Consider the following 6,003-nt stretch of genomic DNA (forward strand, 5'->3'; position numbering starts at 1 on the left):
CGCCACTGCCCCTGCCACTGCCCCCGTACGCGGGAAGGCCCGCCCCCGTCGACGGGGGCGGGCCTTCCCGTATGCGGGGGGAGGCGTCAGTTGTGGCCGAACTTCTTTTCCCTCTTCTTGCCGGCCATCTGCAGCGGGCTGGGTGCCGCCGAGGTCGAGGGCGCGGGCGAGGACTCCATCGAGGTCTTCGCCGGATCCTGCGAAGCCGAGCGGTCCTGTGACTTGGCGGGCTGCTGGCGGTTCTTGTTCTTGGCCATGGAATGCCTCCGTGGGGGTTTAGGGGCCAGGGCCGCCTTCACACTCACACAGGGCCGTAAACGGCGCATTTTGGATCATTACCGCGCGTAGTCGGGGTTCCTGCCGGGGGACTCCGAGAGATACGCCACGCCGATGATCGAGTTCCGGCCGTCAAGGCCGTTGCCGTCGGGCAGACTCGGGGAAACCGCGAAAGACACAGAGGACCCCCAGGGAAGAGGGTGGTACGCGTGGACCGCTGCGTCGTCCTGGTGGACGCCGGCTATCTGCTGGGCGCCGCCGCGAGCCTCCTCGCAGGAGAGCCGTCCCGCTCCCGGATCACCGTCGACCATGCGGCCCTCATCCAGGGCCTGCGCGAGCGCGCCGAGGCCGACACCGAGCAGCCCCTCCTGCGGATCTACTGGTTCGACGGTGCACCCGACCGGGTGCCGCAGCCCGAGCACCGGCGGCTGCGCGTCATGCCCCGGGTCACCGTCCGCCTCGGCGCCCTGACCCGCAGCGACGGCCGCTGGGCCCAGAAGGGCGTCGACGCGGCCATGCACGCCGAGCTCACCGAGCTCGCCCGCAACCGGGCCTGCTCGGACGTCGTGCTCGTCACCGGCGACGGCGACCTGCTGCCCGGCCTGATGTCCGCCAAGGAACACGGGGTCGCCGTCCACCTGTGGGCCGTCCAGGCCGCCGACGGGGACTACAACCAGTCCGAGGACCTCGTCGCCGAAGCAGACGAACGCCGCGTCCTGGACCGCACCTGGATCACCCGCGCCGTCCGCGCCCGCGACCTCACCGGACTCTGCGCCCCGGCGCCGGCCCCGCGCCCCGAGATCGCCGCCATCCTCTCCGCGCCGCTGCCCGAGGCCGCCCTCGCCGAAGCCGCCCGCGGCAACGGCAACGGAACCCGGCCCGCGCCTCCCGTGGAGCCCGAGGAGGGCGGCGTGGCCGCCACCGCGGCGGCCGGCACCGCCAACGGCAGGACCGTCCCGACCCCGAAGGACCTCGCGGGCGCCCTGCGCGCCCCCGGAGCCTCCGCCTCCGCCCCCGGGCCCGGCCAGGCCCTCGGCGCGGCCCCGGCGGGCAGCGCCCTGCGGTGGTCCTCCGACAAGGGATGGGTCGACCGCGCCGGGCCGCTCGGCGAACCCGCCGAGACCGCCTCGCTGCCCACCCTCGCCCAGCTCACCTCCGCCGAACAGCGCTGGGCGGACCGCGAGGAGGACATCACCACCGTCGGCGGCGACCCCTTCGAGGTCGGTCAGGTGTTCGCCCGGCGCTGGATGGAGCGGCTCCCGGAAACCGTGCACCTGCAGAAGCTCGCCACCATGTACCCGCGGATCCCGCACCGGATCGACGGGGAGCTGCTGCGCTACGCCGCCCGCTTCGGACTCCTCGCGCACAAGGACGACCAGATCGACGAGCACGACCGGTACGCCATCCGGGCCGGTTTCTGGCGCGAGATCGACGTACGGGCGGCCGCCGAACACGTGGCCGGTACCGGATCCCCGGCCGCGCCGGCCGCCGCCCCGGGGGCTTCCGGTGCCCTTGGTGCGGCCCCCGTCACGGTGGCCCAGGCGGCCCCGGCAGCCGAGTAGGGGCCGCAACCCCGTAGGCTGCTCCCTCGTGAGTACGGGTACAGCACAGGCAGGACCGCCGCGCGGTAGCAGCACGGCAGGGGCCGCGGGACCGGCTCCCGACCTGGTCTGCGCGGTACGTGACCTGGTCAAGACCTATCCCGCGGTACGAGGACGGCGCGGGGCCCCGGCCCTGCCCGAGACCCGTGCCACCGACGGCATCTCCCTGGACGTGCGGCGCGGCGAGATCTTCGGGCTGCTCGGCCCCAACGGCGCCGGCAAATCGACCCTGGTCCGCCAGCTCACCGGCCTGCTGCGGCCCGACTCCGGCTCCGTGACCCTGCTCGGCCACGACCTCGTACGCCACCCCGACCGGTCGGCCCGGCTGCTGTCCTACCTGGGGCAGGAATCCACCGCCCTCGACGAGCTCACGGTGTCGCTGGCCGCCGAGACGACCGGCCGGCTGCGGGGCCTCGGCCTGCGAGAGGCACGGGCCGCCCGGGACTCCGTACTGGAGGAGCTCGGCCTGACCGGGATCGCCGGACGCCCCCTGAAGAAGCTGTCCGGCGGGCAGCGGCGCCTCGCCTGCTTCGCCGCCGCACTGGTGGGGGAGCGGCCCGTCCTGGTGCTCGACGAGCCCACGACCGGCATGGACCCGGTGGCCCGGCGGGCCGTCTGGGCCGCCGTCGACCGCCGCCGCGCCCAGACCGGGGCCACCGTGCTGCTGGTCACCCACAACGTCATCGAGGCCGAGACCGTCCTCGACCGGGTCGCCGTCATCGACCAGGGCCGGGTCATCGCCTGCGACACCCCGGCCGGGCTCAAGGCCCGGGTGTCCGGCGAGGTCCGCCTCGAACTGGTCTGGCGCACCGCGCCGCCGCTGGAGCTCCCGGAGGTCGCCGCGCTCGCCGCGGCGGCCACCGAATCCGGGCGGCGCTGGGTGCTGCGGCTCGGCCCCGACGAGGCGCGGGCGGCGGTGGCCGCCGTGACCGGCGGCCCGGCCTTCGCCGCCCTCGACGATTTCACGCTGGCCACGCCGAGCCTGGAGGACGTGTACCTCGCCCTGGGCGGACGCACCTCGAAGGGACTGGTGAAGGCGTGAGCGCCACCACCGCCGCCACCGCCGCCGCCACCGCCGCCACCACGGACACGGCCGCACCCGTCACCGCCGCGGCCGTACTGGCACCCCGCGCCCGGTTCTTCCCGGCGCTGGCCGCCGTCTACCGGGCCCAGCTGTCCCGCGCGCGGGTCTCGCGGATCCCGCTGCTGTTCGTGGCCACCTTCCAGTCCGTCGGGATCATGATCCTGATGCGGGGCGTGGTCGACGGGGGCTCCGAGGCGCGGGCCGTCGTCGCCGGTTCCTCCGTGCTGGTCGTCGCCTTCGTCGCGCTGAACCTGCTCGCGCAGTACTTCGGCCAGCTCCGGGCCAGCGGCGGGCTCGACCACTACGCCACCCTGCCGGTGCCGCCCGCGTCGGTGGTGCTGGGCTCCGCCGCCGCGTACGCCTCCTTCACGCTGCCCGGCACCCTGGTGACGGCGGTCTTCGGGAGCGTGCTCTTCGGGCTGCCGATGGGCGGACTGTGGATCCTGGCCGCCGTGGTGCCGCTGGCCGGCGCCGCCCTCGCCGGACTCGGCGCGGCGCTGGGCCTGCTCGCCCCGCGCCAGGAGCTGGCCACCCTCGCCGGGCAGCTCGGCATGTCCGCGGCCCTGCTGCTGGGCGTACTGCCGCCCGAGCGGATGCCGGACGTCATCGTCTGGGCGCGGGACCTGCTGCCGTCCACGTACGGCGTGGAGGCGTTCGCCCGGACCTTCGAGCCGCATCCCGACTGGGCGGCGGTCCTCCTCGACCTCGGCGTGTGCGCGGGGGTGGGCGTGCTGTCCCTCGCCGTCGCGACCTGGGCCTACCGGCGGGCCGCGGTCCGCTGACGCCCGCCGGGGGGCGTGGCGGCGCCGATCGTTAAATCAAACACTTCCTGGCACGATGTGGGGGTGACCGAAGCCGTGACCCCCTATGACAAGCCCGACCAGCCGCCGTCGGAGTCGCCCTCGGCCGCGGCAGCGGCTGAGGCCGCGCCCGCGCCGGAGCCCGCGTTCTCCCCGTCCGACATCCGCGACGGGGCCGCCATCGCCCTCGTGATCGGCGTGGCCGGCGTGCTCCTCGGGCTGCTGTGGGTCTGGCTCGCGCCGCGCGTGCAGTACGTCTCCAACGGCGAGGCGGTGTTCCTGCGCGACACCGAGAGCGAGGCGCGCATCGGGGCCGACGGGACCTTCCTCCTGCTGTCCGTCGGATTCGGCGTGCTGAGCGCGCTGGCGGTCTTCCTGTGGCGCCGCGGCGGGGGTGCGGCGCAGGTGGTCGGGCTCGCGGTCGGATCGGTCTTCGCCGCGCTGGTCGGCTGGCGCGTGGGTCTGTGGCTGGGCCCGTCCTCGGACCTGGTGGCGGTCGCCCGGAAGGCGGGGAGGGGAGTTCCCTTCGACGCCCCGCTCGAACTGCTCGCGCACGGGGCGCTGCTCGGCTGGCCGATGGCTGCGGTCATCGTGCACCTGGGGCTCACGGCGCTGTGGGGTACGCGGGATCCGGCGCCGGACCTCCCGGTGTGGCCCTCCGGGTACTACCAGGCCCCGGCCGACCCCGCCGTCTCCCCGGACCCGTCCGGTACGGAGCCTCCGCGCCCGTAGCCCCGGTGCGGGTGGTGGGCCCTGCGGGGCGAAGTCCCCTACCCGCCCTTCCACCGTTCCCCGGGCGCTGCCCGGACCTGAAAAGATCGCCTCAAACGCCGGCGGGGCTGGATGTATCCAGCCCCGCTGGCGTTTGAGGCGCGGGGTCCGGGGCGGAGCCTACGCCCGGGCGATCGGGGACAGGGTGGCTGCCGTCAGGGTGGTGAGGGTGGCCGGGGCCAGTTCGACCTCCAGGCCGCGGCGGCCCGCCGAGACGCAGATCGTGGGGAAGCCGGAGGCAGAGGCGTCCAGGACCGTGGGGAGCCGCTTGCGCTGGCCCAGCGGGGAGATGCCGCCGAGGACGTAGCCCGTGGTGCGCTCGGCCAGGGCCGGATCGGCCATCGCCGCACGCTTGCCGCCCACCGCGGAGGCCAGGGCCTTCAGGTCGAGGCTGCCCGAGACCGGGACCACCGCGACCACCAGCGAGCCGTCCACGTCGGCCAGCAGCGTCTTGAAGACCTGCGCGGGGGAGACCCCGAGGGCCTGCGCGGCCTCCTCGCCGTAGGAGGGGTGGGCCGGGTCGTGCTCGTAGGCGTGCACGGTGAAATCGGCGCCGGCCGCCGTCAGGGCCACGATCGCCGGAGTGCCCGCCGGCTTCTTCTTCGCCATGGGTCCTTCGTCAGTTGGGGCTCGTCGGGGCGCGGGTGAGGTCCACGGCCGGGAGCGAGGGGAGGTGGCGGATGACGGCCGTCTCGGTGCGCAGCAGCTTCAGCTCCTCCGCGAGGCGGGTCGCCGTGTCCGGGGCCTGGAGCAGCCGCTGCTTCGCCGGGATGTCCAGCACCGCGGCCGCCGCGACCAGGTACGAGACCACCGAGGGCTCGTCGGGGAGGTCCATGCCGGTCAGGGACCGTTCGCGGGCCCCCGCGAGCCGCTTCTGATACGTGCGGAACGCCCGCAGCACGCCCTCCGCCAGCGCGCCCGCGCCGTCGCCCGCGTCCTCGGGGAGCTCTTCCAGCTCCGCCACCAGGAACGGGCCGGACGCATCGACCGAGAGCAGCCGGACCCGGACCGTGCCGGTGGCCATGACCTCGAAGCTGCCGTCCTCCCGCTCCCGGATCGAGGCCGCGTCCGCGATGCAGCCCACCCGGTGGAAGGCCTGGATCGGGTCCGCGCCGAAACCGGCGGCGGGGCCGCGCTCGGGCACGGCGGTCTGGTCGGGCAGGCCGGGCGCGGTCGGCGCGACCTCCCGGCCGTCGCGGATCGCGACGACCGCAAAACGGCGGGGCTCTTCCTCTCCCGCCTTCAGCAGCTCGCGCATCATGGCGCGATAACGCTCCTCGAAGATGTTCAGCGGGAGCACGAGTCCCGGGAACAGCACCGAGTTCAGCGGGAAGAGGGGCAGGCGAACGGTGGTCACGAGGCACAGGGTAGTGGCCCCGGCCGTAGGGGGTGGGCCCGGGGGGGGGGGGGGGGGGGGACTGGGGGGAAGTAGGGATTATCGGGGTGGAACAATATGCTCACAACGCCCACA

At 74.7% G+C, this 6,003-nt stretch carries 7 protein-coding genes; 4 read left to right on the forward strand and 3 right to left on the reverse strand.

Annotated elements, in window-relative coordinates:
• Positions 1 to 86: 86 nt before the first annotated feature.
• Positions 87 to 257, reverse strand: a complete 171-nt coding sequence (locus ACFRU2_RS39450) for a hypothetical protein (RefSeq protein ID WP_250743777.1) — start codon at positions 255 to 257, stop codon at positions 87 to 89.
• A 228-nt stretch (positions 258 to 485) separates the two neighbouring features.
• On the opposite strand from ACFRU2_RS39450, the gene ACFRU2_RS39455 reads away from it, so the two are divergent.
• The 4 genes from ACFRU2_RS39455 (at position 486) to ACFRU2_RS39470 (ending at position 4,493) form a co-directional block, all read left to right on the forward strand.
• The gene (locus ACFRU2_RS39455; RefSeq protein WP_382981134.1) at positions 486 to 1,838 is read left to right on the forward strand and encodes an NYN domain-containing protein; all 1,353 of its coding nucleotides are present in this window, start codon (positions 486 to 488) and stop codon (positions 1,836 to 1,838) included.
• A 103-nt stretch (positions 1,839 to 1,941) separates the two neighbouring features.
• Complete coding sequence (locus ACFRU2_RS39460; RefSeq protein ID WP_250743828.1) at positions 1,942 to 2,919, forward strand: ABC transporter ATP-binding protein; 978 nt, start codon at positions 1,942 to 1,944, stop codon at positions 2,917 to 2,919.
• 77 nt (positions 2,920 to 2,996) lie between these two features.
• The gene (locus tag ACFRU2_RS39465; protein ID WP_382981151.1) at positions 2,997 to 3,743 is read left to right on the forward strand and encodes an ABC transporter permease; all 747 of its coding nucleotides are present in this window, start codon (positions 2,997 to 2,999) and stop codon (positions 3,741 to 3,743) included.
• Positions 3,744 to 3,806: 63 nt separating this feature from the next.
• A complete protein-coding gene (locus ACFRU2_RS39470; protein ID WP_382981135.1) occupies positions 3,807 to 4,493 on the forward strand; it encodes a hypothetical protein in 687 nt (228 codons plus the stop codon).
• A 159-nt stretch (positions 4,494 to 4,652) separates the two neighbouring features.
• Here the strand turns inward: ACFRU2_RS39470 and ybaK are convergent, their stop codons facing one another.
• Both ybaK and ACFRU2_RS39480 read right to left on the reverse strand, forming a co-directional pair.
• Complete coding sequence (gene ybaK, locus ACFRU2_RS39475) at positions 4,653 to 5,141, reverse strand: Cys-tRNA(Pro) deacylase (RefSeq protein ID WP_382981136.1); 489 nt, start codon at positions 5,139 to 5,141, stop codon at positions 4,653 to 4,655.
• A gap of 10 nt (positions 5,142 to 5,151) precedes the next feature.
• Positions 5,152 to 5,889, reverse strand: coding sequence for an LON peptidase substrate-binding domain-containing protein (locus ACFRU2_RS39480; protein WP_382981137.1), 738 nt, complete (start codon positions 5,887 to 5,889; stop codon positions 5,152 to 5,154).
• Positions 5,890 to 6,003: the final 114 nt, after the last annotated feature.

The organism is Streptomyces sp. NPDC056883, assembly GCF_042788835.1.
Taxonomy (GTDB): domain Bacteria; phylum Actinomycetota; class Actinomycetes; order Streptomycetales; family Streptomycetaceae; genus Streptomyces; species Streptomyces stoeckheimensis.